Here is a 25,342-nt window from a genome sequence, read left to right as displayed (position 1 = left end):
AATTTTAAATGAGTTTAAATATATAATCAAATAAATATTTTTTGCATACATTTATCTATTATAATTAAACTTTTTTAAAATTTGTTCTTCTCTTTTTCTCATAACAGCTCTATCTTCTTCTTCAATATGATCATATCCTAATAAATGCAGCATTCCATGACATAAAACATAATAAAATTCTCTTTCATTAGAATGTCCATATTCACTAGACTGCTCTCTCACACGATCAATTGAAATTACAATGTCACCTAACATATTGACTGCTCCTACGTTTTCTGTTTCATTATAGGCAAAAGAAATTACATCAGTTGGAGCATCCTTTTGACGATATTCACGATTTATTTCTTGAATTTCCTCATTTGTTGTAATCAGTAATGAAAGATAATATTCATTTTTGTCAAAATTTTCCTTGTATTCATCTTTTAAAATATAACTTACAAACTCATTTATTTTTTCTTCGTCAAAAAAACTGTCTATTTTTTCAATGTTATAAGTTATATCTATTTCTATTTTTTTTTCTTTATCTATTTCTTTTTCCATACTTTCTCCATTTTCTTAATTTTATTTTTTCTCAATATTTTTTTTCATTTTTTCATCCATTTTTGGATATTTTATTCTTTCATGGTAAACACCTTGTAATGTGTTTATAAAAGATTGAATAACTTTTTCAAGCTCTCCTAAAGTTAAGTCAGAATCGCTTAATTGCTTGTCTTCAATTTTTGATTTTACCAAATATCTTATAAAGTTTTCAATTCCTTCTTTACTTTTATTTTCAAGTGTTCTTGTAGCTGCTTCAACTGTATCTGCCAGAAGTATTATTCCTGATTCCTTTGTTTTTGGTTTAGGCCCGCTATATCTAAAGTTGCTTTCAACAACTTTTTCACCATTTTCTAATGCTTTATAATAAAAATATTGAGTCAAAGTTGTTCCATGATGCTGCAAAATTACATCCAATATTTCTTTTGGTAATTTATTTTCTTTTCCCATTATATATCCGTCTTTTGTATGCGAAGTCAGTATTAATGCACTTAATGATGGTTTTATCTTATTGTGTGGATTAATTCCATCTCGCTGATTTTCTACAAAAAATTCTGGACGCTTCATTTTCCCAATATCGTGATAATAAGAAGCAATTCTCGCAAAAGTGGCATTCGCTCCTATGCTTTCCGCCGCTCCTTCAGCTAACGCTCCAACCATTATACTGTGATGGAAAGTCCCCGGAGCCTTTATAAGCAGCCGTTTAAGCAATGTATGTGAAAAATCACTTAATTCCAGTAATTTCATAGTTGTCAAAATATCAAAATAATCCTCAAAATACGGCAATACTCCAAGCGACATCATTCCAGCAAGAATTCCCGAAAATACTGATAACACTATCATCAATAAAATTAACCCAAAATTTGACTGATTAACCAGTCCATAGCTAAATGACAATAGTGCCTGAAATATTCCAAGAAAAAAACTCAACTTAATAATATCGCTCCTTCCAACAAGATTATCTGCCTTATAAATTGCAATAAGTGAAACTGCTATTGTGACAAAAAACCACGATTCTTCCTGAGAAAGCATAACCATATTAGAAAAGGTCATAATAATTGCATAAGTTTTATTCCCTAAAATTGTCGAAATAATCGGAATCATCGCAAAAGGAAGCAAATAAATAAGAAACTGATTATTCAAAAATAACACATAAAACACGTTTACAATTATTATTGTAATTATTGTTGGATAAAATGCATTTGATTCCACCACTTTTCTTGCATTTTTTTTAAGAATATAATAAATCAAAATTATAAGCAATGAAAATATTGTTATTAATCCAACTGCCTTTTTAAACTTGTCTTCGTTTCTCACTAAATTCAACTTTTCCAACTTCAAGAATGCATCTGAATCAATTATCTCTCCTTTCTTTACAATAATATCCCCTTTATAAATCTTAATTTCCTTATCTTTCAATGACATTATATTATCTGCAATTTTTTTCTTTGTAGCTTCCTCATTTATAACCAAATTTGGCTTTATAAAATTTTGAAGAACTTTCATATCCAGATTATCTGCCTGTATATTCTTTCTTCTGATTATTTTTGGCAGGCTTTCCATTTTGTAAATCCCTGTACTATAAATTTCAGACATAATTTCATCTAAATTTATAGAATATTCTACATTCTCTGTTCTTTGTGCTATTTCCCTGATATCTGCATTAGTAAATGTATATTTATTGTCTTTTATATACTTTGCAAGAGTTTCATCATCAGATAAGTTCATATTCCTTATATCCCGCAAAAATTTATTAAGAGCTATTACTGTTTCCCTGTTTATATCCTTTATTTTATCATATTCAGGCTGTGTCGTTCTCATTATCTTTTCCTCAATGCTGTCATCCAGAATATCCACAAAATATGACATATTTTTATATGCAACAATATCAGATTTTGCAATGCTTCCGACGACATAATTTACATTCAGTCTTGACATTTCTATAATTATTCCAAATACCATAAACGTTGCTGCCAAAATAATGAATCTGAACATAAATCTATTTTTGACATAAGACTGGGATTCGTCATTTTTTTTACTTTTTTCTTTTACTTCAAAAATAAATTCCCGCCCTAATATATTTACTCTCATTTTCCCTTTCCTTTCCTAAATTTTATAAAACTCCTTTTTTAATATTTTTAAATATAATTTTTTATTTTATTTTTTTCAAAATTTCATTTTTAGTATCAACCACTTTATTTCGTGGCAAAGCAGCCAAAAATTTCTTTCCATACATTTTTTTTATTATTCTATTATCAAGAATTATTATATTCCCGCTATCTGACTTACTTCTAATAAGTCTTCCAATTCCCTGCTTAAATTTAATTACAGCTTGTGGAACTTGATAATCGTTAAATGGATTTTGCCCATTCTTTTTAATATTTTCAATAATTGCCTCCGTTACAGGATCATTTGGCACTTTAAACGGCAACTTTGTAATAATTACTGATTTTAACTGTTCTCCTTGTACATCAACACCTTCCCAAAAACTGTCTGTACCAAATAATATTGGATTTTTAGAATTTTTAAATATTTCTATCATTTCATGCCGTGGAAAATCATTTTGCTTTATAAGTGTATATTCCTTTTTTGAAAATTGTGATTTTATGCGATTATACAAAAAGTTTAAAGCACTATGTGAAGTAAATAATAAAAAACAATGTCCTTTCGTACTTTTTATCGCTCCTTCAATAAATCCTTCCAAATCTCGCATAAACTCAATATTTTTCGGATCAAGTGTATCTTCTGGAATATAGACTTTCATTTGCTTTTCATAGTCAAATGGTGATTTTACAATTTTTTCGTCTATTTTTTTATGTTTTTCGTTAACAAGACCAACGCTTTTTTTATAATAGTCAAATTTATTATCAACAGCAAGTGTAGCTGAAGTAAAAATCATTCTATCCATTTTCATAAACAAGTTGTCATTCAGTTCATCTGAAATATCAAAAGGTGTCGCATACAATTTTACATTTGGACGTACTGTTGTAACATTTGCCCAGTAAACATATCCTTCCTCTTCCCCTTCCAAAATAAACTCAAACTTTTTATAATATTGCTTCAGTCTTTCATAATACCTTGAAAATTCAAATAAAAATCCATCTTTATCTTCAAGATTATAATTATTCACTTTATTCAGAAATTTATTAATTTTCATAACCAAATTTCCATAATTTTCCTTAAACTGACTATTTAGTTTCATTGCCTCACGAAAAAACTTATTTCCTTGCATTTTTTCTTTATCAATTTTAACTTTAATTTCCCTATTGTCATTATTTTCTGAAAAAAGATAAGTCAATTTATCAAAAATATCAATTCCTTTGTCATAAAATTTATTCAATTCTTCAACAACATCTTCCTGAAATTCATCAATTTCCTTATATTCTTCACTTGAAAGGCTTTCATTTAAGTAAGTCAAAAGTCTTATAAGAGCCCCTCCATTACTTGATTTCACCACACGTCTATTATAAATATTTCCTATAAGCCGTCCAAATGAAATTTTTGACGTTTCAAAAGTAAAATAATTTCTAGCAGTATCTTCAATATTGTGAGCTTCATCAAAAACCACAATATCATAATTTGGCAAAATTGAATAATTAGTATAAAATCCTGTATGATTTCTAATTGCCAAATCAGCAAAAAACATATGATGATTGACAATAAGAAGTGTTGCATCCGAAATATTTCTTCTTGCATTAAAAAAATGACATTTTGAGTAATATGGACATTTCACACCTTTACACATATCAGCTTCACTATTCACTTTTTCCCAAATATTGTTTGAAATCTCATATTTTAGTTCATTCTTATCACCTGTCTTTGTAACCTTTTTATCCCATTCAATAAGATTTCTTATGATATTTTTTTCTTTTTTTTCATCTTTTGTATCTGTTTCCTTGTCATCAACCTCCAAATTATAAATTTTTCTTTTGCAAAGATAATTTCCTCTTCCTTTCACAATCTGATAATTAAAATCTTCATCAATAATTTTTTTCAAAAGTGGAATATCCTTATTAATAAGCTGTTCCTGCAAATTAATCGTATTTGTAGAAACAATCACCTTCAGATTATTTTCAATGGCATAAATCAATGTAGGCAAAAGATAAGCAATCGTCTTTCCAGTCCCAGTTCCAGCTTCCACTATCAGCTTTTTATTCTCATTCATGCTTTTTTCAATAAGCTTAGCCATTTCATACTGCTCCCGCCTTACTTCAAATTTACCAAAATTCTTATGAATAAGTCCATTTTCTCCAAAATAATCATCAATATCAATTTTTATAAATTCTCTTAAAGGCACAACTACACAAATATCATTCACATCATTGTTTACAATATATGAAGCTCCTCCAACCTCTCCATACATACTTGAAATATTCACATCCTCATCAGATGGAATCAGCACTCCAGATGGATGATTATGTATTATAACCTCATTTTTTCTCATCATATTCAGCAACGCAGCAACAGAACCAGCATTTCCTCTAGCAATAACCTCAAATTCAGAAACAATTCCATTTTTATCAGGAATTCCCCTAAAAAATACTTCATTTCCGCCAGACTCTTTAATTTCCGTCCTCATTCCGCTTGCCACTTTTTCACTAATAAATTCAGAAATTTTCATTTTTCCTCCTATACTAATGATTTTACTATATAACAAGTTTTTTTTCAACTTTTCTTTACAAAAAAATAACCATTGCTTATACAACAATGATTATTTACTTAGAACTTAATTTTCATTTCTAAAGTTATTACTTATTAATTTTTATTTCAGGAACTCCTTTTTCTGTCAAATCATGATTTTTTCTATAAAATTCCCATTCATCAACTTCTTTTCCATCCTTAAATTTACAAATTCCATATTCACTTCCATCTTTATCCTGTTTTATAATCGACTCGCCACCTTGTTCCACACAATAAACCGAAGCAGGATTAGCCATTCCAATCATTTTTTGTTCAGGAAAATCTTCATTTAAATCTTTATTTTCATTATTTTTAATAGAAACATTCTGCTCTATTCCTACTGGTTTTGTTACCTTTCTGCTCACATCCTTACTATGCGCTTCCAACGACATCGATAATAATCCGACTAATAAAATTCCAAATACTTTTTTCATTTTTTCTCCTTATTATTTCACTTTCATATTATTTATAAAAATCTGTAACCTTAATTTATATAATTTTAACTTTTACAATTATCCATAAACAGTTATAATCTTAAAATTAATTTATTATTATAGACGATTACGATTCCCATATTTTACAGATATTATATAAAACTTTCATATATTAATATATATTTTTACCTTAATTTCATATTTTTATTTCATTATTTATCAATTACCCAATTTCTTCAAAATAATTTTTCTGCAATCCATAAGTCGATATTTTCCGATTAATCAAATAAGCAAAAATCACAATTATCACAAAAAATGGCAAATTATCAAACCCAAAAACTTCTCCACCAATAAAAATTGGTGCCAGTAAAGTATTTGTCGCACTTCCAAACACACTTATATAACCTGCAGCTGCAACAAATTCAATCGGCAGACCAAAGAAAATCGCTATCACAACACCCAATGAAGCCCCAATTGAAAATAGTGGCGTCACTTCTCCACCTTGAAATCCAGCAGCCAATGTCAATGTCGTCAATAGTAATTTTAATATCCAGTCATATCCAAAAATTTGTTTCCCTGAAAAACTGTTTTCAATTAAATTTGTTCCAAGCCCTGTATATCGACCTTCATGCAATAATAAAAGTATTACGCTAAGAAAAATTCCAATAATAAAAATTCGGTAGTATGGATTTTTAATTTTTTCTGCAGCAAATTTTTTCAAGAAACTTTGCAAATAAACAAATAAATTTCCAGCAGTTCCAAAAATTATTCCTAAAATTGCAAATTTTACAAATATCATTGGAGTTATTGACAAATTCGTATTTACAATGTGAGTAAACTTTTCCAGTCCTAAAAAAGATGAAGTCCAGCTAGCAGTAAATGCTGCAACAACTGCCGGAAGCAAAGCATATAGCTGCAAATTCCCCAATGCTAAAACTTCTAAACCAAAAAACAACGCTGCAATAGGTGTTTGAAACAATCCTCCAAAACCTGCCGCCATTCCTGTTACCAAGAAGACTTTAGACTTATCAGGAAAATTAAAGTACTTATTAAATCTATGAGAAAGTGTCGCTCCAAGCTGTACAGCAACTCCTTCACGCCCAGCACTTCCTCCAAACAAATGCGTAATCCAAGTCGCAACCGTAACAATTGGAATAAGTCTCAAAGGAATATCCTTTTCAGTCCCATGCCCAACTTCAAAAATCAATCCCATCCCCTTGCCAGTCTTTCCAGCAAATTTTTGATAAATAAAAACAATTAAAAGTCCTGCCAAAGCCAAAAAAGGCACAAAATAATACAAATATTCCTTCCGAATATCTCCAATTAAAAGCAATCCTCTTCCAAAAATCGTATCAATTATTCCAACGATAAGACCAATAATAATACTTACTATTATCAATTTTAAATACAGAAAATATGAATGCTGGTAGCTTTCTTTTATATTTTTTAACACTTAACTTCTCCTCTCTAAAATTTATTAAAATAAAATTATTTATACTAGACTCCATTTAAAATTATATTATTTACTGACAAGAAATGTCAACTCCTTGTAAAGAAGTCCATAACCATCTCGCTATTTATACTTGAACTATTAAAAATCAAATTATTAAAAATTATATAAATTTATGGTTTAAGTAAAATAGTCATAACTTTTGGGTTCAATTATTCTACAAATTCCAAAATAAAATTTCAATATTTTCATTTCTAAAATTATTATCTCTTTCAACATTTTCAATTTTTTCATAAAAAACTTTATACATTTTGCTTTTATACTTAAAAACTTTCATTTTATCCAAATTCTTTTCCAAAAACGAGTTTTCATAACTTCCAATCATAAAAAAATCACAATTATAGCCTTTATTTTGAACAAATTTTACAGCTTTTCTAAATTCATTTTTATTTTTTTTCTCATCTGCATTTTTTCCCTTTAAAACGAAATCCATATACAAAAAATTTGAAATTTTATTAATTTCAGGCATTTCTGGATATCCAAAAAAAGTTATTACTTTCCTAAATTTATACAAAAATTTATAAATTTTTTTGTAATCTTTCACAACATATTTTTTATTTGTCTTATTTTTCAGATGAATTTCAAAATTTCCATAGTTCAAAATTTCTTCATCCTTTACTATTAAATCACCCTTTTTCACATTTTTCAAGCTAAAAAATACAATATTTTTATAAAACTCATAAATTGGCATACTTTTTCGCCTTTTTGTCAAAATTTTTTGTGCTATTTTATTTTCTTCCAAAATAGTCGTAACTATGTTTTTTACCCCAAGTTTTTTTGCTTCTGTTATCAGCATTTCATAAGCCTTGCCAAAATTAACTTTATTCCGATACTCTTTTTTTATTCTAAATGAATTTAAATATCCGATATTATTTTTGAAAATTGAACAAGCTCCAACACCCACAAGATAACCAGTTTTAACATCAATTCCTGCAACAATAATAGGTGTCTTTTCACTATCCTTTTGCAATGATTCAAATAAATTCGGCACTTTTTCATACGTTACCTGTACAAGCGACTCCATTTCCTCTTCATCTAGAATATTTCTTATTTCATCACTGTAATCACTATTTTGAATAATTTTAAATTCTATTTTTTTCATCTTTCCCCAATCTTCTGATTAAATCCCGTATTATAACTTCTTTCCCAGTTGCAGGAAAAATTTTATCATATCCATTCAGAATAATATTTTTCCAATTTTCAATCAACTCTTCCTTATTCTCCCCAAATAACGGAATTAACGGAATTTTAAAACATAAATTCTGAACCAGATCTCCACAAAATAAATATTTCTTATTATTTTTTTCATCAAAAACTGCAACCGAAACCGAATCATCTGAATGTCCTTTTGTTTCAATAATTTCCATATTTCCAAAACCGTATTCTGAAAGTAAAATTTTTTTCTTTTGTAAAAAATCAATAAAAATCACTTTTTCCATATCAGTTTTCTCCAATTTTGGAAAGATATTTTTACTAAAATTCTTTTTATTTTTCAATTTTTTAGAAATCTTTTCTGTAAACGGATAAAATCCATTTGGAATAATACTTTTTCCTGTTGCTAATACATTTTCAGAATTTTTATGTGCAATAACCCTGACATCTCCAATTTCATCAATGAGCATTTTCAGATTTCCCATATGATCAGAATGAGAATGGCTTAGAACTATCACTTTTATCTTTTTTACATTTTCAATTTTCTGAATTATTTTCTTCAAAATTTTTTTCTTTTTCACATTTACTCCTGTATCCAGCAATAAATATTCATCATTTTTATTTTTAAATAAATACAAATTATTTAAACCAATTTTTATTTTTTCTATCATTTTTAGAAAGCTCCTTGATATTTTAATGAAAAACCTGCCAGTCCAGTAGATAGAACTGACAGGCATAAGGTGGGAAGAACAATGGGAATTTACTTAATTATTTTTGACTGCTAAAAAATAAAAAAGCAGCGATTATAACTGCTAAAACAGTTAAATCCCAGTTCATCATTGAGACCACCTCCTAACTTTATAACATGGCATCAAGGTTTGTGAAGCCTTGACAAATGATTATAACATAAAAAAAAGTCCCATTCAATAATGAACAAGACTTTTTTTTCACAATTTGCCATATTATAACCGTTAGGTTTTTATCCGTAAATATTATAACATTTCTAAAGATAAATTTCAATATTAAAAATTAATTTTTTTATTTTTTGTGGTATAATTTATTAAATAGATTATGTTTAAAGGAGCATTGTATGAAAACAACCATAGATTTTATAATATTCTCGATTTTTTATATTTTTATAAAAATCTTTAACTTTTTTCCACCGAAAATTCGTCTAAAAATATCTGAATTTATTGGAGTTCTGCTTTTTTATCTCATTCCAAAAGGAAGAAAATTGTCGTATCGTAACTTAAATTTGATTTTAAATGAGCAAAATAGTTTGAATTATTCAAAAAAAAAAATTAAGGAAATTGCAATAAAATCTTATAAAAATGCAGCAAAATCGTTTTTACTGCCCTTCTGGATTTATGAATATTTTGAAAATTTTTCACCCAAAATATATAATTCTGAATTACTGAAAAAATTAAAGAGTGAAAATGAACGGATTATTCTTGTTACTTCACATTTTGGATTTTTTCACGCCAGCCTTTTTCCAACGAGAAACGACACAATGTTTATTCCTATTAGAATTATCTCAAACAAATTTATTGAATCTTATATGGATAAAATCCGTTTTAAGAATAACATGACTTATTTTCCAGAACAAAATTACAAATCTTTTTTGAAAAATAAAAATTCAAAGGGCGTTTTTGTGCTTTTAAGTGACGTACGAAAACCAGATGGGGATAAAATCACATTTTTTGGCTTACCTACAACTAATTCAGGCTTTCCTGCCTATTTTTCCAAGAAAGAGAATATTCCAATTGTTATTATTCATAATGAAGTTGATGAGAATAATATTTGCCATATTTTTATAGACAAAGTTATCCATCCTGAAAATTACAAAAATAGACACGAAATAATGAAATCTATTTTAAGTGAATATGAAAAGATAATTTTAAAATTGCCGGAGCAATGGTTCTGGTTTCAGGAAAGGTGGAAAGAATTAGAGAAATAATAGTATATTTTTAGTTTTATTATTCATTTATTTTTTGCTATAAGACGTTATTTTGTATTAGTATAGTTTTTTCTTTTTTTACATAAGGGGAAAGGACCGCCATTTCCCCTTATAATCCCCACGCTCGTCTAAGAATTTTTTTGAAGTAAAGCCGAAACTCACTTCGTTCAAACAGTCGTCTTTACTCCAAAAAAATCACGACACTTTTATATAGTAGTAAAATTTAAACCGTCGGAGCATTTTTATGTGCTGACAAAACTGTCTGAGCACAATCAGTGCGAGTTTTTTGGCAGTGCATAAAAATGTCGAAGACTAGCCGGGGTGCAGGGGTGCGGCGATGAGCACTTCTGCTTAAAAAAGGAATAGAAAAAAATTGTTATTTTAGTAACTTTCTGGATTGAATAAGAAACTTAAAATAGAAGTTTTTATTTCCCCTAAATATTTTACTCTGTCTCAAATATTTTATCAACTTGACAAAAAAAATTAAGTATGTTATTATTAAAAAGCAGATATACTTTTCAGAGAATAGTGTTAAAAAAATGTATAATATGGAGGTAATTCTAAAATGAAAAAAATATTATTACTATTGGGAGTATTAGTTATCAGTGCAAATTCATTTTCTGCCGCTTCAATCGTCGGTGGAGGACTTAATATACATGCAGGAACTAGCATATCAGGTTCATCAAATTATAATTTAGGTACTGGACCAAACACAGTTACAGCTACTGGTTCAAGTACAATATCAGCTGGAACTAAATTTACTGTGCCAGCAGGGGGAACTTTAGATATAGTAACAGATTCAGGAACAATACAGACTTACACAGGACCAACAGTTGTAACATTAACTTCACCATTAAGTGGAAGTGTTACATCAGCATCAGTGAGTTCAGTAATTAGTTCATCGGGATCAACACCAAGCACACCAGCGTCACCAACTACGCCTACAACACCATCTACTCCATCAACACCGGCTGCACCAACACCAAGTACACCGACAGGATCTGTACCTACATTTCAAGGTGCTAGATCAAGAGTAAACTATGACTTGGCAAAAACTATAACAGCAAACGGATTTAAAGATTTGGAACAAGCCAAAAAAGAAAATGGAGCTAACCTTAATTTACAATATCTTGGTGGAGTAAATTCTTATGATTATGATTCAAGATATAGTTCTAAAACTAATGGAGTAGTTTTATCAGGAACAAAGAATTTTGGTAACTTTACAATGGGAGCAGGATTTGGATATGAAAAATCTAATGTAAAATATAAAAATTCATTTGATGGTGTGAAAGAAAAACTAGATTCATATCAAGCATCATTAAGTGGAAAATATGATTTTACAGATAATTTAGATTTGGCGTCAGTATTGACTTATGGAAGAAACAAACATAAATATAAAAATTATAATAATGTAAAATTTGATTCAGATGTACTTGATTTCCAAACTAGATTAGGATATAAATTTAGAGATGATTCAGATGAAAACACTTATGTAAAACCTTATGTTGGATTAGGAGTAACAAGTGTTAAAGAAGATTCATTCACTGTTGGAAATATAAACTTTGGAAAAGCTAAGAGAAGCAGTGGAAATGCTACAGCAGGAGTTTATGGACAAACAAGAGTTGGAGCTGTAGACTTATACGGAAACGTTGAGTATGAGCAAAGATTTAGCAAAAAATCATACAATGGTGAAAGAAGTATTTCTACAAATGGTGTAGAAGTTGCTAAATTAGCTGCATTAGATTATGATCAAGGCGTATTTAATTTAGGACTTGGAGCAAAATATAATGTTTCAGATAACTTTAATTTGTCAACAGGATATGAATTATATGATACAAAAAATAGCGTATTCAAAGTAGGATTAGGATTAGAATTCTAATAACTTGAAATAAAAAACTGTTTTTAGTATTTATATGTTAATAAAAAAACACTCGGGATAGTAATTCTTGAGTGTTTTTTTAATTTTTAGAGAGTGTAAGCTTTTTTGTGTAAATAAACAAGAGAATCCTTATATTACTGGATTTGTATATACATTTACACAAAATTCTGGACACTCTTATTTTTACTAAAACTTACAGAACTAAAATTTACAGAAACGATGGTTTCATTTTTAGATGCAACTGTAAATATATTTTGAGCTTCGGCATTTATCATAATTTTTTTTATTTAAAGAATGTTTTAAAATTTTAAAATCAGAATAAGTGATGTTGCCCTGATAAAGAATCTATTAAATTTAAAATTTATTTATTTTGGAGCTTCATCCAAGTTTTGTGCATACGGTAAATCATATTTTCCCATAACTTCTTTTTTCAAATTAAAGTTTTGTGCAAAAAATATTGCAAACATTCCCAAATCATGGCTTCGTTTTAGCTGCATAAATCCTCTTTTAAGTATTGAACGCCATCCAAAAAAGCTTTTTCTTGCATTGGCACATTTTTGGGAAAGATCATCGGGAGTCTGATCACTTGGAAGAAAGGAAATCCTTCCATAAGGATAATTTTCATCCAGCCACCATTTTTCACTAAGAAGCCGTTTTTCTTCTCTTAATTTTCTATAAACGCCTGTTTTTGGGAACGGTACAAGATGGTTAAATGCTGCAAAATAAAATCCATGTTTTTTAGCAAATTTTACCGTTTCATCAAAAGTTTCCTTCGTATCATTTCCATAACCGAATACAAAAGTAGCATAAATTCCGATTCCATAACTATGAATTTTTTCCGTCAGTTCATTTATTTCTCCAACGCCACTTCTCCAGCCTTTCCCCATATCCTTTAAAATATTTGGATTCATCGACTCATACCCAATCAAAATCATTTTACATCCGCTTTTTTTCATCCAGTAAAGCAATTCATCATTTTTCGCAATGGTAATAGCCCCTTGCGTTACCCATTTTATATTTAACGGCTCAATTGCCTTGCAAATCTCAATCGCATGTTTATGATCCGCCACAAAATTATCATCAATAAAAAAAACATACTTCTTCCCAGAATTTTTTATATCCTGCACAATTTCCTCAATAGGCCGCCTAAAATACTTTTTCTCATAATAAGAATGAATCGCACAGAAATCACATGCAAAATTGCACCCACGCCCTGTTTCAATCAGTGCAAGCGGTGAATACTTCCTATCCTTGTAAATACTCCTGTCAGGCATTGCAAAAGAAGTAGTTACCCCATAATACCGTTTTTCCAGCTTATTCTTGCTCAAATCATTCAACATCTTTGTCCACACGCTTTCCGCATTTCCCAAAATAATCGAATCAAAATGTTCCAGACACTCGTCAGGCTCTACAGTTGGATGATAACCTCCTGCAAGTACCTTTATTCCTCTTTTCTGAAATTTTTTTGCTATTTCGTAAGCCCTTTTGGCAGTATAAGTTTCCACAGAAATCACAACCAGATCTGTATTTTCCTCATAATTTATAAACTCATTCCTGTCATCCATAAAATTCGTTTCAACATCCTCAGGAGTTAAAGATTTTAAAACCGCAATCATAAGCGGCTCCATATTTTTCCATGTTTTTATATATTTCTGCCCTTTTTTCTTCCCGATGGCAGGCAGTATAAATGTTATTTTCACTGTTTTTCTCCTTTTTTCTCAACTTCTATTTATCAAATTTTATCTTCCCATACTTCCTAAATTTCCGTGCATGCTGCCTAGAAAACACCTCCAAAATAAATTTCAACCCCTTATTCCTAGAAGTTTTCACTCTTCTTAAAATTCGCTTGAAAGTGAAAGTGTCAAGCCACAATTTATAAAATTCCTTTTGCAATGTGTCGTAGCTCATATTTTTAGGCTTGAATACGACTGTTTCAGTATCGTAGTAATACCAGTCCTCTGTAAGCAATCTTCCTTCTTCTTTTAGCTGATTAAAAAAAGGTGTTCCTGGATACGGAGTGATTATGTTATATCTTGGCACATCTACCCCAATTTCCTCAATAATATCAGGAATTTGGCGAATTGACTCCACTGTGTCAGTTTCCATTCCTATCATAAGTGTGGAAAGGACTGATATTCCATAAGATTGAATCGTTTTTACGAGTTTTTTGTATTCTGCGACATTGTTAAATTTTTTATTTACTCCATCAAGATTTTCCTGAACAAAACTTTCCAAGCCAATAACCAACCCTATACAGCCAGATTCTTTCATTAACTGCAAAATTTTTTTATCATTGCCGATATTTATTGTTGCAGAAGCAGTCCATTTTATTTTTAATTTCTTCAATTCTTCCATTAGCTGAATGGCGTAATTTCTGTTGCCTAAAAAGTTTGGATCAAGAAATATCCATTTTTTAGGCTTATTCGTTTTTATTTCATTTATCACGTACTCTATGCTTTTTATCTGATTTTTTCCAGAATACATCTTTGTGATGGAACAATAAGAGCATTTATTGGGACAGCCGTTGTTTGCGACAATTGTGCCATAATTTTTAAAATATTTTTTATTTTTCAAAAGTTTTCGGTTTAATGGCTTCGGTTCATAATCATTTCCAACGAGGTTAAAATATTCCCTTTTTGGAGTTCCGTTTGTAAAATCTTCAAGAAACATCGGAAATGAAATTTCAGCAGCTCCAGTAATTACCGTATCAAAATATTGTAATGCCTCTTCTTTCAAAGCTGTCGCATAATGCCCACCAATTAATGTATACGCTCCTTTACTTTTCCAAAACTTGGCAATCTCTTTTGCCCTTTTCGATCCTGAAATTACCGAAGAAATACAAATTAAGTCAAATTTTTCATTTTCATATTTTTTAGAAGTAGCATCCCATTTTTCCACACCTTCATCCACAATAACAACATCAGCGTTATACTTTCTGTCAATTAGTGATTCCAGCGTTATTAACGTAATTTGCGGATAATATTTTCTTTTGTGAATCGAGTTGTATTTGTAAATGTTATCCTTTGCTAAAACAAGCATTATTCTCATAATTTTATTCCTTTTTTGTTATAAACTTCTTTTCGATTGATATAATTCACAGCAAGAAATACAAGGGCATGTTTAAAATTGGCAGCACCGTCAAACAGCCTTTTCCAGATACTCGAATGTCTGTTGTATTCCACTTTGCACTTCAAAATTCCAGCCTCAAATTCCTCAATTGTCATATTATATGGCTCAAAGCACGCTTTCCCATAACGAAAGTTCTCATCCAGCCACCATCGTTCATAAAGCAACCGACCTTCTTTTTTTAATCTTTCATAAAAAGGAGTTCCTGGTATCGGCAATGCTGGGTTAAAGCCTGCAAGGAAAAATTTATGCTTTTTAGAAAATTCCAAAATTTCATCAAAGCAGTTTTTATCATCATAATCATACCCAATTACATAGCTTGCATGTACAAGAATCTTGTTTTTTTTATAAATATTAATGATTTTCTCATAATCAAACTCATAATTTGCAACCTTTTTCATTTTCTTAATATTTTTTATATTTATATTCTCAAATCCCAGAAGCATTTCAATGCATCCCGCTTCTGACATCAATTTTATCAATTTCTCATCTCTTGCAATATCGATGCTGCCTTGACAAGCCCATTTTATTTTCAGTTTTTTCAATTCTTCAAACAGTTTTAGAGCTTTTTTCTTATTGGCAAAAATATTATCATCCACAAAATAAACAATTTTCGCTCTTTTATTCGTTCTAAAAATTTCCTTTACCTCATTTATCACATTCTCAACATCCCTATGTTGAAAATCTCCTTTGTGAACTGCCCCAATCGTGCAAAATTCACATTGGTGCATACAACCTCGCCCAAACTGAACTGGCACGACAAAAGAATATTTTTTCCCCTTGTAAATGCTTCTATCATAAACAACATTATTAATATCCGGCAATTTTCTACATTCATACCTCTTTTTCGGCACCCCGTTTTCCAAATCGTTCAAAAATTCATTCCAAGTAACTTCTCCACTTCCCACACAAACTGTATCTGCATGTTCCTGCACTTCATCAGGCATAAGTGAAGCGTGATACCCTCCGATCATCACATAAACTCCACGTTCCCTATAATTTTTTGCTAATTCATAAGCCCGTCTAGCCGTCATTGTAAACGTAGAAATTACAACCAAATCAACCTCAAGATCCATCGGAATATCCTCAATCCTATCATCAAAAAGCATAAGCTCATGTCGAGTCTTATCCGTAAGTCCCGAAAGAACTGCAAAAGCAAGTGGCTCTATCGCATCATTGGAACGCTTTCCCCCCATATTTGGACGTAAAAAAGCTATTTTCATTTTTCTTCTCCTCTCTTTCTTACACATCTGTTTTTATTTTATCCTATTCCCCATTTAAATAACAAAATTATTACAAACTTTTCTAATAAAGGGTATAAATCTAATATTTTCAAATAATTAAAATATAATTTTCATTTTTCAATCAGATTCTAGTATAAATAACCCGTCGGAGCATTTTTCTGTGCTGGCAAAACTGTCTGAGCATAGCGAGTTTTTTGTCAGTGCAGAAAAATGTCGTAGACTAGCCATAGGTTGTAGGATTTGCGGCAATGAGCAATCCTACGAAAATAAAAAGAAAAAATATAAATATAAATATAAATGAAAAAACTACTATTAATCAAAATTTCTTAATAAAAAAACAATTTATATGATTGTTTATTTAAAATTAACTAATTAATCTGCATTTGGAATATCAGAATTATCTGTCATTTTTTCAAAAGTAAATTCCTCCAATTTATCGGCATAATGCCTATACCCCAAGTTAGTATTAAGCATAATTGGTGCAATAATGCTGAATCTTGCGATTCTTTTAAAAATCGAGCTTACTTTATAAGTTTCCCTCCAAGCGTAAATTCCGCCTTCCTGCAGTTCCTGCGCTGTCATTTTTTTTGGATGGAATACAGCGTGCTGAACATCGTACATTGTCCAGTTTTTTTCAAAAATTCTGCCTTGCTTTTCCAAATCATTATAAAGTTTTGTTTTAGGAAATGGAGTTAATATCGAGTATCTTGGCAAGTCAACTTTCATTTTTATTACTTCCTCCACAGTTCGCTTGAATATATCCTTATCATCGCCATCTGCTCCGAATGTAAAAGTTCCGTTTACAGCAATATCATAATGATGCAGCTTTTTCATAAGCAAATGATAATCAGCCATAACATTTACCCCTTTATTCATAGCCCTCAATGATTCCTTCGAGACAGCTTCAAATCCAATAAGCAAGCCTTTACAGCCACTTTTTGCCATTAGCTTTATCATTTCATCATCATGAACAAGGTTGGAAGTTGCCAGCCCAAACCACCATTTTTTTAAAGGTTTCAATTCAATAAACAGTTTTTTAGCATAATTTCTGTCAGCAATCAAATTTAAATCTATAAACAAAACTTCTTTTTTCTTAAAAGTCTCAATTTCTGCAATAATTTCATTAATCGGTCTTTTTAAAAATGTTGGATATAAAGCCTTCCCAACACAGAATGAACAGTCAAAAGAGCAGCCTTTTGTAGCTTCAATGCTATTTATGGAAACATATCTTTCCTTTTTCAAAAGTTCCCTTTTTGGTAATTTCAAATTTTCCAGGCTATTTTCCTTCTGCACATAAAATTTCTTTAAACTGTTATTTCTCGCATCTTCCATTATTTCCGTAAAAAGCCATTCAGAACGCCCAATTACAACAGAATCACAATGCTGTATCGCCTCTTCTGGGCAAAGTGTCGGATGCGGTCCACCTAAAATAACCTTTTTCCCTTTGCTTTTAAAGTATCTTGCGTATTTATACACTCTTTCCGAGGTTCCCGTAATCGAAGTCATAACCACAATATCCGCATCCAGTTCAAGCGGTATTTTTTCAATCGTTTCATCATAAATTGCAACTTCAATATCTTCTGGAATATATGCCGCAAGTGTCGATAACGTTAGCGGTGCATAGTGAATCGCCTTCTTAAATGTTCCATTAAATCTGTACATTGCCCCTGCTGGTGCCAGTAACGCCACTTTCATTCTCCAAATCCTCCTAAAAATTTATTTTCCCAGCCAAAATTTTTATCCAGTATTCGATATTTTATATCTCCTATTTTCTGCCTTTTCGATTTTTCAGCTGTATATGTTTTTAATCCATCCTTTTCTATTAAAAATATTCTTACTTTCCCTAATTGCCCCAATTTATACGCATATTCATAATGAAATGCCTGACACAGTTTTTCATTAAGTTTATTTTCAAATTTTATTTTATTTTCCAGCTTTTCAAAATCCAGTTTCTTATTTTTATTCTTTATTTCTAAAAATAATGTATAACTTATTTTTCCATTTTCATTTTTTACTGGTGAAAATATCAAAAATTCCTCTTTAATATTATTTTCCTTCAACAAATTCAAAACTTGCTTTTCAACAAACGAATTTTCCAGCTTTTCCCCAACAATATCAGAAAAATTATTCATTCTTCCAACAAATTTCACAACAGGAATTTTATGATAAAATCCTGTAACTTTCACAATATCATTCGTATTATATCTGTAAAGCCCAGCATTTGTAGTAACAACAACGCAATAATGCTCTCCCATCTTCAATTCATCCAAAAGTTTTGGACTCCTGTTTTCCAGCTTATCATCAGAAACTTGAATAAATTCATAAAAAAACGAGTTATAGGCAACAACACTCCCATTTTCCACATTTTCCAGCGGAAAACTTACGATGCATTCTGTTGACATAAGCCCTTTTCCCTGAAATTTCAAATCCATGTTTTTTTTATCAAAATTCAATTTCTCCTTCAATTTTATAAAAATTTCATAGGAATCACTATCTGCCCAGCAGCTCACAAGCGAAAGTTTCTCCCAAATCACAGAGTAATCCACAAAATTTTCCATAATTTTATTTTCCATTTTATTTTTTAATTTTTTATTTTGGGAATCTATTTTTTCATTTACTATTTTTCCAACATTTTGTTTAATTCCACTATTTTCAAGTTCACTATTTTGATTTAAAGTATTATTTTCACTTCTTTCAAAATAATTTATCAAAAATTCACTTCTGCTTTTTTTCCACAATTTTTTGTATTTTTTCTTAATAATCTGAAAATACTTTTTACTTCCCAAATTTTTCTCAACAAAAAATTCAGCACTCAAATCCTCACTTTTTAAAATTTTGCAAATCGCTTTATGATTTTTTTCAATAAAATCAAGCAAAATCATAAGAAACGATGGACTCCAGACAGAAATCATCGCAAGATTTTCTGATAAAAGCAGAAATACCGCTGTAATCAGCAAAAAATCCTCCATATTCTGGGTGTTTTTTATTTCTTTTGGAACTGTAAACAGTTTATTTAAGAAAAATGCAGAAACTTTATCAAAATATGAAGTATCATCTTCAATTCCTACACGTATTCCTCCGCTAGTTACAGCTTCTCGCTTTAAAATGGGTGAAACAGACCAGTAGGAACTTCCAAGAAAAAGTCTTTTATTATTTTGATATAAATTGTAAATCCACGCAAAAACGCCATTCATATAGCTTTTCAAAAATTTCTCCGTGTATGGAATATATTTCACATCGGATGTGCTCCCGCTCGTAAGTTCAAATAGCTTAATCTTATCACTCAAAAGAACATTGTTTTCCCCACTTTTTTCCTTTTCTACAAATTCCTTAATATCCTCATAATTCACAACTGGAATTTTATTCTGAAACTTTTCTATTAATTCTTTTTCATTTTCTGCACTTAAAATTTGCTTTTCTGTTTCAAAAGTTTTTAAATATTCTGTATTTTTATTAGTTTTCAATATTTCCAAAAGTATTTTTACTTGCGTTTCCCGAATTTTACTTTTACTTTTTATATTGGAAACAAAATCTTTGTAGGATTTTTTACAAAAAAATATGAATAATCTGTTTAAAATCACATATTTTAAATTTTTTACTTCATAAAATTTACTCTTTTTACCGAATTTTTTCATCTAAATTATCTCCAATTGGCAAATCCTGAAATTTTTTTATAACAGCCTTCTGCCCAAAGCTCAAAAACAGATACATAATGGAAAATGGTATATTTTTTGTCCTTTTTAACACATCAAAAGTTCTTCCCAAAATATTTTTTACAGAATGATATGCATATCTTACTGCAATACACCTGTCACGAAACTCATTTGTAGAAATATCATAAGGCTTAAAAAATAAATACGAATATTTTTGTGGCTCCAGCCACCACTTTTTGTACAAAAGCCTTCCTTCCTTTTCCATTTTAAAATAAAGTTCGGTATTTGGGAAAGGCACGAGATAGTTAAACTGGACAAATTCCAGATGGTTTTTCTGTGCAAATTTTACAGTATCTTCAAACGTAGTGCCGATTTTTTCCTCAAAACCAAAAACGAATGTGGCATAAATTCCAATATTGTATTTATGTATAATCCGTGTTGATTCCTCAATATCTCCCAGCTTGTAGCTCCATTCCTTTTTCATATTGTCAAGAGCCTCTTTATTTATCGACTCATATCCGATTAAAATAAAAAGACATCCACTGTCTCTCATAGCTGCAAGCAATTTCTCATTTTTTGCCATCGTTATTGCCCCTTGCGAAATCCATTTTTTCTTTAACGGCTTTATCTTCTCACAAAGCTCCAACGCATATTTCGGATCTGCAACAAAGTTATCATCAGCAAAAAATATATATTTTGACTTTATATGCTTCAATTCCTCAATTACACTATCAACAGGTCTTTTAGCATACCGTTTCTTATTAACTGCCGAAATTGCGCAAAATTCACAGTGATGAGGACACCCACGCCCAGTTTCCACAACTGAAATTAAATATTTTTTCTTAAAAATACTTCTGTCCGGTATTAAAAACTTATTGCTAAGCCCCCCAATATAAAGTTTCTTTTCCGTTCCATTCCTATAATCCTCAATAATTTTCTCCCAAATATCATCAGCATATCCCGTAACTACAGAATCTGCATGCTTCATAGCCTCATCTGGCACAAGCGAAGCATGTGTCCCCCCAACAATAACCTTCTTCCCTTTTTCCCTAAATCTTTTAGCAATCTCATATCCGTGCCGTGCCGTATAAGTCTCCAAAGTAATTACAACAACATCCGCATCATTATCATAGTCTATCGCCTCAACTCTTTCATCAATCAGCTCACATTCAATATCATAAGGAGTCAATGCCCGCAAGTAAGCAAACGTAAGCGGCTCAAACGTCCTCAGCTGAAAAATATACTTCTGTCCCTTTTTCTTTCCAAATCCAGGATAAATAAACAACATCTTCATAAAATTCACCTTTTTTTATTTATTTAACTTCCAATATTTTAACATGAAAATCATTGAATTTTATTTTTTTTTAAAGTAAATTTTACTTTTCAAATCAAACTATTTAGTTTTAAAAATTAAAAGATTTCCTTCAAAACCCGTTTTCCCAAATTTGTCAAATTTTCAAAAGAAATTTCTGCAAGGCATACCAGTTCATCACCTTTCTGATAACTAGGATTTTTCTCTAAAAAAAACTGCACATTTTTATTTTTTAACTGCTTTTCCGAAAGTACAACGACATTTTCCCGTAAAAAATCATTTGTTCCATCATTTTTTACAATTCCATTTTCCTTATTATATCTATTTCCGTATATTTTTTCAGCATAAATATCTTTTATTTTTTTCTCCATCTCATTTTCAGTATAATCCGCCTTAGGACAAAATTTTTTAAAATATGTTGGAAGATACATATATGTCTTTATCCCTTTAGAAATCAGAAACCAGTAAGTTTTTAGCCCATTTTTCATATTTTTTTCACTTTCCAGAAGGCAATATTTTATCCATTCCTTCTGAAATTCGATTCCCCAAGAAAATCCCTTTTCGATAATTGTATCCCCAGAAAAAAAACCGACTATTTTTCCATTAACAGTATCTTTTTCATTCTCAATATTTAGCTCCTTTTTTTTTATTGTAGAAAAACCTTTTAATTCATCATTTTCAAATAACAAAAAAACATTATTTTTATCATACAAATCTTTTAAAAATTTATCTTTTTTCATATTTTCATAATGATTTTTCATAAGTAAAAACATACTTTCCACAATTTTTTCATCATCTTTTATATCCAATACAGAAAAAATTTTACATTTCATTATTATAAACTCCTTTTTCTTTACAGTAAAACCAAAATAATTTTATTCAATCTTCGTATTCACCGTATTTATTAATTTAATTTTTACAAAATTTTTAAATCCTTTTTTAGCTTTTTCTATATCTGCTTCTTCTCAATTTTTTTTTATGTTTTTTATTAAAAATGCTGAATACAAATCTCTTTGTATTCTATTTTCTGCTATTTCCATTCAACTTTTAAAAAGTTTTATTTTACTACTTTTATGATACCATGTGCATTTAGCTATTTCAAGTTTTTTGTAAACAAAAAAATATGCCATTCAACTCATGACTAAAGTCACAAGTATCCTGGCATAATTAATAAAATTACATAAACAGCTTTTTATAATGAACTACTCCCACTTACAGAAGCAGGAAACTTCTTACTGTTATTTGTTAAATTTTTTCAATAATTAGAATTTTTTACAAGAACATAAAATTCTTTGCATCAAAATTTTTATTTTTCAAATTTTAAATACAGTTTTCTAAACGAATCTATTATTCTTCAATTGAACCATGGTCAGTACTTTTTAGAGTACAACTTTTATCTTTTCCATTTTCTGTATAAACAGCATCATTTCCTTTTATGTGGATTGAAACATTGTCATCAGAATATTTTTCTCCACTAGCAGATACTGTAGAATTTAAGTTATGAATAGTTCCATAACCATCAGCTAATTTTACTTTATCTGTAGAAACATTTTCTACTGTTAAATCTTGATAACCGTCACAAGAGAATTTTCTTAATAAATTACCGCTTGCAGTTTTTTTAGTTTCACTTGGAGCTGGAGCTGCGTCACTTGTTAAATTACAGCTTTCATCACTTCCATTTGATGTAAATACAGCATCATTTCCTTTTATTTGAATTGAAACTCCATTACCTTTGTATTCTTCACCACTAGCAGATTTTGTTAATTTCAAGTTATAAACTTTTCCAGTTCCATCTGTTAATTTAACTCTACTTGTAGAAAGATTTTCTACTGTTAAATTTTTGCTGTTACAGCTAAATTTTCTTGTTAATTTTGATTTAGTAGCAGCTGTAGCTACTGCCTTTTTCTTTGAAGATTTTGACACAGCTGAATAACCAATAGAAGCGACTGCCAATACTCCAACTAAAGTTGCTAAAACCATTTTTTTTGTTGATTTCATAATTCTCACTCTCTTTTCTTCAATTTTAAAAATTTATTTTTTGAAATTTTTGATTTTTTAACCTCTCAAATTTCAATAACGAGTATACTATCCTTTGCTTTGTTTAAAATATCTGTTTCCTTATATTTCCCATAGATTTATAAAATAATAATCATATAAAATTGATAAACAAAATATTTTTTATCTGTGTAATCTTCGTCTAAACTCTTCTTTATACGATTTATAAGCATATCGTAACATTATACTTAAAATAAACAACGGAACTGAAGAAAATATGCTCCATGTCATTTTTTTGCTTATAATTAATTCCAAAACAAGAAGAAATATTCCAACAAAAAAAATAAAAAAATTCAATATTTTTAATCTATCACTTTTATGCTTATCCCACACATAGGAAAAAATAAAACTAATAATGTAAAATGCAACAACAATAGGAATTCCAAGTCTTATACTCCATCCTAATCTTCTATCTCCAAAATCAAGAAGAAGAAAATAAAACGTAAGACCAGCTAATATTAAAAATAAATTTGTTCTCATTCTATAAGAATCTAAAAATACAAATAATACTAAATCAAATATTAAAATAGATGGAATTGCATAATATCCCCATTCCATTTTTCCATACATTATTAAATTTTGAAAAAAAACTTCCAATATTGAAATAATTGAAATTGTAAAAAATGATAAAAATACAGCTTTTTTTACCCTTTTCATTTTCATTTCATACAAATTTATATTAACAATCGGATATTCCCTTGCAAATTCATCTTCCATTCCCTTTATTTCAGGAACAGCCGTTTCACACAGCGGACATCTTTTTACTCCATCTTCCAGCTCTACTCCACATTTTATACAATACATTTTCATTTCCCTCTTTATCATTTTTTTTAACAATATTTTTTAATTTTTAAAAATAGTTAGTAATTATTTTAGATCTTATTCCTCTTTTTCGTAAATAAACAAAAAAATCTCTTTCAATATCATAATTTGCAGTCAAATTTCCAAAATTTATATAAACTTTTTTACTATCGCTTATAACTCCCATTTTAATTTTACACCTTTTGCTTGGTGGTGGTAAAAATCTAAATCCTTTTAAATATTTTTCATATTTTTTATCAATTTTAAAAATTCCCAAATTAGAAAATCCTGTCGTATATCCACGTTCTCCATAATAATCAAATATGAATGGGAAAAATATCCGTTTTATCAAATATGGAACGGACTTTATAACTATATTTCTCATTGGATTCATTGCTTTATAAATACTTTTGTAAAATTCCTTTTTTGTAATTTTCAAGGCAAAATAATTATCCAGATAAGTGATAATTTCAGAGAGGGAATATGCCCCAAGACTAGCATCCACACTTGGAGTTATATTCCTGAACCTCCCACGACTAAAGTCACAGGGTTCTAAAATCTTTAAAAATATTCAAAAATTTTCTAAGAAGTTTGATAGCTTTACACTACCCTTATTCTTTTAGGTGTGTTCAGCTCACCTCTATTGTATAGGACGCTTAAGTCCACAACTTTACTTTTTCTTAATATATTTAATGCTCCGTTACAATCTGCATTTAATTGATAGCCTTTACTTGTTTGATATAGTCCTCTTTTTATTCTTTTTCCACTGAATATATATTCTTTTTGATTTTCTTTATCATATATCGGGATTTCATCTCCATCAAAGAAACTTGCTTTTGATGTATAACTTTCTTCTTGCAGTTTAAATTCTATTCCATCTTTTCATCAGAGATATTATACCATGTATTCTACATTTTATCTGTTAAAAAAAGTAATATTTTTATTTATTTATTTTTAAATATTTTTAAAGTTTTTAAAACCCCACAACAGCGGGAAGCGTCG

Annotated in this window: 19 protein-coding genes and 1 pseudogene; 2 read left to right on the top strand and 18 right to left on the bottom strand. The window is 29.5% G+C overall.

Annotation, left to right across the window (positions count from 1 at the left end; translation table 11 throughout):
* Positions 1 to 51 precede the first annotated feature (51 nt).
* The 7 genes from ybeY to ACO409_RS05940 form a co-directional block, all read right to left on the bottom strand.
* Positions 52 to 540, bottom strand: a complete 489-nt coding sequence (gene ybeY, locus ACO409_RS05970) for an rRNA maturation RNase YbeY (protein ID WP_485555736.1) — start codon at positions 538 to 540, stop codon at positions 52 to 54.
* Positions 541 to 561: 21 nt separating this feature from the next.
* Positions 562 to 2,628, bottom strand: a complete 2,067-nt coding sequence (locus tag ACO409_RS05965; protein ID WP_485555734.1) for an HD family phosphohydrolase — start codon at positions 2,626 to 2,628, stop codon at positions 562 to 564.
* Between the two features lie 61 nt (positions 2,629 to 2,689).
* Complete coding sequence (locus ACO409_RS05960) at positions 2,690 to 5,158, bottom strand: helicase C-terminal domain-containing protein (protein ID WP_485555732.1); 2,469 nt, start codon at positions 5,156 to 5,158, stop codon at positions 2,690 to 2,692.
* Between the two features lie 127 nt (positions 5,159 to 5,285).
* Positions 5,286 to 5,651: a putative hemolysin gene (locus ACO409_RS05955; RefSeq protein ID WP_485555730.1), complete on the bottom strand. Its 366-nt coding sequence runs from the start codon at positions 5,649 to 5,651 to the stop codon at positions 5,286 to 5,288.
* A 223-nt stretch (positions 5,652 to 5,874) separates the two neighbouring features.
* Positions 5,875 to 7,104, bottom strand: a complete 1,230-nt coding sequence (locus ACO409_RS05950; RefSeq protein ID WP_485555728.1) for a chloride channel protein — start codon at positions 7,102 to 7,104, stop codon at positions 5,875 to 5,877.
* Between the two features lie 214 nt (positions 7,105 to 7,318).
* On the bottom strand, positions 7,319 to 8,263 hold the full coding sequence (locus ACO409_RS05945) for a GNAT family N-acetyltransferase (RefSeq protein WP_485555726.1): 945 nt from the start codon (positions 8,261 to 8,263) through the stop codon (positions 7,319 to 7,321).
* On the bottom strand, positions 8,244 to 8,984 hold the full coding sequence (locus ACO409_RS05940; RefSeq protein WP_485555724.1) for an MBL fold metallo-hydrolase: 741 nt from the start codon (positions 8,982 to 8,984) through the stop codon (positions 8,244 to 8,246). The genes ACO409_RS05945 and ACO409_RS05940 overlap by 20 nt, the downstream gene beginning before the upstream one ends.
* Before the next feature lie 419 nt (positions 8,985 to 9,403).
* Between ACO409_RS05940 and ACO409_RS05935 the strand changes: the two genes are divergently transcribed.
* Together ACO409_RS05935 and ACO409_RS05930 are read left to right on the top strand one after the other, a co-directional pair.
* On the top strand, positions 9,404 to 10,270 hold the full coding sequence (locus tag ACO409_RS05935) for a lysophospholipid acyltransferase family protein (RefSeq protein WP_485555722.1): 867 nt from the start codon (positions 9,404 to 9,406) through the stop codon (positions 10,268 to 10,270).
* A gap of 565 nt (positions 10,271 to 10,835) precedes the next feature.
* On the top strand, positions 10,836 to 12,149 hold the full coding sequence (locus ACO409_RS05930; protein WP_485555720.1) for an autotransporter outer membrane beta-barrel domain-containing protein: 1,314 nt from the start codon (positions 10,836 to 10,838) through the stop codon (positions 12,147 to 12,149).
* Positions 12,150 to 12,514: 365 nt separating this feature from the next.
* Here ACO409_RS05930 and ACO409_RS05925 read toward each other — a convergent pair whose 3' ends face one another.
* The 11 genes and pseudogenes from ACO409_RS05925 to ACO409_RS05875 form a co-directional block, all read right to left on the bottom strand.
* The gene (locus ACO409_RS05925; RefSeq protein ID WP_485555718.1) at positions 12,515 to 13,849 is read right to left on the bottom strand and encodes a B12-binding domain-containing radical SAM protein; all 1,335 of its coding nucleotides are present in this window, start codon (positions 13,847 to 13,849) and stop codon (positions 12,515 to 12,517) included.
* A gap of 25 nt (positions 13,850 to 13,874) precedes the next feature.
* Entirely contained in the window at positions 13,875 to 15,197 is a 1,323-nt protein-coding gene (locus ACO409_RS05920) for a B12-binding domain-containing radical SAM protein (RefSeq protein ID WP_485555716.1), read from the bottom strand.
* A complete protein-coding gene (locus tag ACO409_RS05915) occupies positions 15,194 to 16,498 on the bottom strand; it encodes a B12-binding domain-containing radical SAM protein (protein ID WP_485555714.1) in 1,305 nt (434 codons plus the stop codon). The genes ACO409_RS05920 and ACO409_RS05915 overlap by 4 nt, the downstream gene beginning before the upstream one ends.
* Positions 16,499 to 16,891: 393 nt before the next feature.
* A complete protein-coding gene (locus ACO409_RS05910; protein ID WP_485555712.1) occupies positions 16,892 to 18,214 on the bottom strand; it encodes a B12-binding domain-containing radical SAM protein in 1,323 nt (440 codons plus the stop codon).
* Positions 18,211 to 20,154, bottom strand: a complete 1,944-nt coding sequence (locus ACO409_RS05905) for a GH3 auxin-responsive promoter family protein (protein ID WP_485555711.1) — start codon at positions 20,152 to 20,154, stop codon at positions 18,211 to 18,213. The genes ACO409_RS05910 and ACO409_RS05905 overlap by 4 nt, the downstream gene beginning before the upstream one ends.
* Positions 20,138 to 21,466 (bottom strand): B12-binding domain-containing radical SAM protein, encoded by a 1,329-nt coding sequence (locus ACO409_RS05900; RefSeq protein ID WP_485555709.1) that lies wholly within the window; start codon positions 21,464 to 21,466, stop codon positions 20,138 to 20,140. The genes ACO409_RS05905 and ACO409_RS05900 overlap by 17 nt, the downstream gene beginning before the upstream one ends.
* Before the next feature lie 116 nt (positions 21,467 to 21,582).
* Positions 21,583 to 22,317, bottom strand: a complete 735-nt coding sequence (locus tag ACO409_RS05895) for a hypothetical protein (RefSeq protein ID WP_485555707.1) — start codon at positions 22,315 to 22,317, stop codon at positions 21,583 to 21,585.
* Between the two features lie 514 nt (positions 22,318 to 22,831).
* Entirely contained in the window at positions 22,832 to 23,482 is a 651-nt protein-coding gene (locus tag ACO409_RS05890; RefSeq protein WP_485555705.1) for an MliC family protein, read from the bottom strand.
* Between the two features lie 180 nt (positions 23,483 to 23,662).
* Positions 23,663 to 24,343: a DUF6320 domain-containing protein gene (locus tag ACO409_RS05885; RefSeq protein WP_485555703.1), complete on the bottom strand. Its 681-nt coding sequence runs from the start codon at positions 24,341 to 24,343 to the stop codon at positions 23,663 to 23,665.
* A 46-nt stretch (positions 24,344 to 24,389) separates the two neighbouring features.
* Positions 24,390 to 24,845: a hypothetical protein gene (locus ACO409_RS05880; protein WP_485555701.1), complete on the bottom strand. Its 456-nt coding sequence runs from the start codon at positions 24,843 to 24,845 to the stop codon at positions 24,390 to 24,392.
* 95 nt (positions 24,846 to 24,940) lie between these two features.
* A pseudogene (locus ACO409_RS05875) lies at positions 24,941 to 25,216 on the bottom strand (RNA-guided endonuclease TnpB family protein); the annotation flags it as partial.
* Between the last annotated feature and the right edge of the window lie 126 nt (positions 25,217 to 25,342).

The sequence above is a fragment of the Leptotrichia sp. genome (assembly GCF_057270615.1).
Note: the sequence above shows the minus strand (reverse complement) of the source record. Positions and strands in the feature narration are given on the sequence as shown.

Coding starts and splice junctions, on each gene's coding strand:
- ybeY (WP_485555736.1), bottom strand. CDS start 540: ATGGAAAAAGAAATAGATAAAGAAAAAAAAATAGAAATAGATATAACT.
- ACO409_RS05965 (WP_485555734.1), bottom strand. CDS start 2,628: ATGAGAGTAAATATATTAGGGCGGGAATTTATTTTTGAAGTAAAAGAA.
- ACO409_RS05960 (WP_485555732.1), bottom strand. CDS start 5,158: ATGAAAATTTCTGAATTTATTAGTGAAAAAGTGGCAAGCGGAATGAGG.
- ACO409_RS05955 (WP_485555730.1), bottom strand. CDS start 5,651: ATGAAAAAAGTATTTGGAATTTTATTAGTCGGATTATTATCGATGTCG.
- ACO409_RS05945 (WP_485555726.1), bottom strand. CDS start 8,263: ATGAAAAAAATAGAATTTAAAATTATTCAAAATAGTGATTACAGTGAT.
- ACO409_RS05940 (WP_485555724.1), bottom strand. CDS start 8,984: ATGATAGAAAAAATAAAAATTGGTTTAAATAATTTGTATTTATTTAAA.
- ACO409_RS05935 (WP_485555722.1), top strand. CDS start 9,404: ATGAAAACAACCATAGATTTTATAATATTCTCGATTTTTTATATTTTT.
- ACO409_RS05930 (WP_485555720.1), top strand. CDS start 10,836: ATGAAAAAAATATTATTACTATTGGGAGTATTAGTTATCAGTGCAAAT.
- ACO409_RS05920 (WP_485555716.1), bottom strand. CDS start 15,197: ATGAGAATAATGCTTGTTTTAGCAAAGGATAACATTTACAAATACAAC.
- ACO409_RS05915 (WP_485555714.1), bottom strand. CDS start 16,498: ATGAAAATAGCTTTTTTACGTCCAAATATGGGGGGAAAGCGTTCCAAT.
- ACO409_RS05910 (WP_485555712.1), bottom strand. CDS start 18,214: ATGAAAGTGGCGTTACTGGCACCAGCAGGGGCAATGTACAGATTTAAT.
- ACO409_RS05905 (WP_485555711.1), bottom strand. CDS start 20,154: ATGAAAAAATTCGGTAAAAAGAGTAAATTTTATGAAGTAAAAAATTTA.
- ACO409_RS05900 (WP_485555709.1), bottom strand. CDS start 21,466: ATGAAGATGTTGTTTATTTATCCTGGATTTGGAAAGAAAAAGGGACAG.
- ACO409_RS05895 (WP_485555707.1), bottom strand. CDS start 22,317: ATGAAATGTAAAATTTTTTCTGTATTGGATATAAAAGATGATGAAAAA.
- ACO409_RS05890 (WP_485555705.1), bottom strand. CDS start 23,482: ATGAAATCAACAAAAAAAATGGTTTTAGCAACTTTAGTTGGAGTATTG.
- ACO409_RS05885 (WP_485555703.1), bottom strand. CDS start 24,343: ATGTATTGTATAAAATGTGGAGTAGAGCTGGAAGATGGAGTAAAAAGA.